At 78.8% G+C, this 2,467-nt stretch carries 2 protein-coding genes and 2 pseudogenes; 3 read left to right on the top strand and 1 reads right to left on the bottom strand.

Annotation, left to right across the window (positions count from 1 at the left end; translation table 11 throughout):
• Positions 1–88: pseudogene (locus tag ABZV94_RS41255) on the bottom strand (alkaline phosphatase PhoX); the annotation flags it as partial.
• A gap of 32 nt (positions 89–120) precedes the next feature.
• Between ABZV94_RS41255 and ABZV94_RS41250 the strand changes: the two are divergent.
• The 3 genes and pseudogenes from ABZV94_RS41250 to ABZV94_RS41240 all read left to right on the top strand — a co-directional run.
• Positions 121–1,635 (top strand): hypothetical protein, encoded by a 1,515-nt coding sequence (locus tag ABZV94_RS41250; protein ID WP_356350200.1) that lies wholly within the window; start codon positions 121–123, stop codon positions 1,633–1,635.
• A gap of 92 nt (positions 1,636–1,727) precedes the next feature.
• Positions 1,728–2,006, top strand: a complete 279-nt coding sequence (locus ABZV94_RS41245; protein WP_356350197.1) for a hypothetical protein — start codon at positions 1,728–1,730, stop codon at positions 2,004–2,006.
• Positions 2,003–2,467: pseudogene (locus ABZV94_RS41240) on the top strand (hypothetical protein); the annotation flags it as partial. The gene ABZV94_RS41245 and the pseudogene ABZV94_RS41240, both read left to right, overlap by 4 nt.

Raw genomic sequence — 2,467 nt, 5'->3', positions numbered from 1 at the left:
GCTGGGCGCCGTTGCCGTCCTCGCACACCATCAGGCCGCCGTCGGGGGCGAGGCAGATGTTGTCCGGGGACTCGCCGGGCAGCTGCACCGGCGGCCCGGGCCCGTCTGGTCCTCGGCCGCGTGCTGCGCGCGGAGGCCGGTACGGCGGGCGCGCGGGCCGAGGGGCGGCGGGCCGGACTGCTGCGGGAGGCGGCGGCCGAACTCGCCGGCGCCTACGGGGCGGCTCCCGCCGACAGCCGGGACCGGGCGGAAGCGGCGCTCGAACTGGCCGCCTGCCGGCGAGAGCTGTGGCAGCTCACGGCGGACCGGGACCAGCTGACCGAAGCGCTCGTCACCCTGGACGGCGAGGTCCCGCCCTGGCCCGCCGTCACCGCCGTGGCCCGCGACTGGCGTCCCGGCCCCGAGGGACCCGAGGACACGGCCCCGGGCGACGGCGGGTCCGGTGACGCCGCGGGCGCGTACGGCCGTACCCGTGACGGTGGTTCCGGGCACGGCCCCGGCGGTGCGGACACCGGCGTACCCGCCGCCGGTCCGGAGCCGTCCCCCGCGAGCCGGGACCGTGTGCCCTGGGAGGTGACCGCCCACCGGGCGCGGCTGCTGCTGCGCGGGCGCGTCCTGCTCGATCTGCGGCGTCCCGGTGCCGCCGAGCCCGTACTGCGGGAGGCCTGCGCCGTGCTGCTGCGGGAGCGGGTGCCCGACGCCGTGCGGGGGCCCGCGCTGCTCGATCTCGCGCGGGCCATGCGCAGGGCCGGCGCCGAGGACGCCGAGACCCGGCGGGCGTTCGGCCGGGCGCTGGAGGCCGCCGGGGACGATCCGGACCTGCTGCTGCCGTGCCTGGCCGCGCTGGCCGCGTTCCACGACGCGGCCGGGGAGACCGGGGAGGCCGACGCGGCGTACGAGCGGGCCGCGCTGCTCGCCCCCGCCGACGGCCCGGTGCGGGTCCAGTTGCTCACCGCCTGGGGCGAGTCCCTGCTGCGGCGGGCCTCCGCCGGTGACGGCGCCGGTGTGGTGGACCGGGCCGAGTACGTGCTGCGCGAGGCGCTGAAGTCGCTGCCCGCCCGGTCCGCGCACCGCGGCCGGCTCCAGGGCCTGGTCGGCAGCGCGCTCGCCCAGCGCTTCCGCCACCTCGGCTTCCTGCCCGACCTGTTCGAGAGCCGGCACCTGCTCGGCCAGGCGGTGCGCGCGGCCACCGACGCGGCCGTACGGGCCGAGGTCTGGCTCCAGTTGGGCCGGGTGCGGCTGGAGGGCTGGTACCACGCGGGCGCGCCGGTGCTGGTGGAGGCGCTACAGGCGTACGAGAACGCCGAGCGGGAAGCGGAGGCGGCCCACGGCGGCGACCCCGGCTCGGTGACGGCCGCCCGCGCCCGGCACGGCTGCGGGGCGGTACTGGCGCTGATGGGGCGGACCGGCGCGGCCCGCGGCGCGTTCCAGGCGGCCCTGGAGCAGTGGCAGCGGCTCGTCGGGGCGCTGCGCGAGGTCGACTGGGCCGATGTCGAGCTGACCCGGCGGGCGGAACGGCGACCGCCGCCCACGGACGCCCGGTCGCTGCCGGAGCCGGACTGGCGGGAAACGGCCCCGCCGTGGTGGCCGTGGTCCGAGGAGTGGGCCGACACCCGCGAACTTGACCGGAGTTGAGCCGTCCAGGGTTTCCGGTTCCGGCCTGTCGGGAAGAAGTGGGCAGCCACTGCGGCTGTGCGGGGCGGGCGTAGGGCAGGGAGGAGCCGAGGGTGGGGGAGCTTAGGACACGGGGGGCCGGCCTCGGCGGGGACGCCGAAGAGACCGTGCGCCCGCCCGACCTCACCGACGTCGACCTGCGGACACTGCGTGCCATGGACGATCCGGCGGTGCTCGCGGCGGTCGACGGGGTGCTCGCCGACCCGGACGGGCTGCGCCGGGTCTGGTACACCACCGGCGGGGACGACGAGATCATGCCGGGCCGGCCCGGGCATGCGTTTTCGGCCGGTCCCGCGCGGCAGCCCTTACGCGGCGAGGACACCGTGGCATGACCCCGGGAGCCGTGGGGCCCCTGGGAGACATACGGCCGGCCGCCCCCGCTTCCGGGCCGGTCCCGCCCGAGACCCTCGACGCCCTCGCCCGCACCCGGCCGCTGCCCGCCACCACAGCGGCCCTGCGCGCCGCCCTGCACGCCCGGCGGATGCTGCTGCTGAAGTCCCTCCTGGTCCGCTTCGACCGCGTGCGCGGCACCCTGCCCGCGCTGGTGCGGCGGCGCTTCGAGGACGACTGGGCGCTGCTGGAGCGGGCCGAGCGGTCCGACGCCCCGGCCGTCCGCGCCGTCCTCGACTATCCGACGACCGGTGCCTGGCTGGCCACGGCGCTCGCCGCGCCCGACGGCCCGGAGTTCGCCGAGGCCCTCGCCGGGCTGGGCGCGGTGGCCGTCGCCGCCGCCCTGCGCGCCGGCTGCCGCTTCACCACCACCCGCCCGCTGCCCGCCGGCATCCTGCCGCTG

Origin of the sequence: Streptomyces sp. NPDC004658, assembly GCF_040609555.1 — a bacterium.
Classification (GTDB): Bacteria; Actinomycetota; Actinomycetes; order Streptomycetales; family Streptomycetaceae; genus Streptomyces.
The sequence above is the reverse complement of the archived record's forward strand: the minus strand, read 5'-3'. Positions and strand labels throughout refer to the sequence as shown.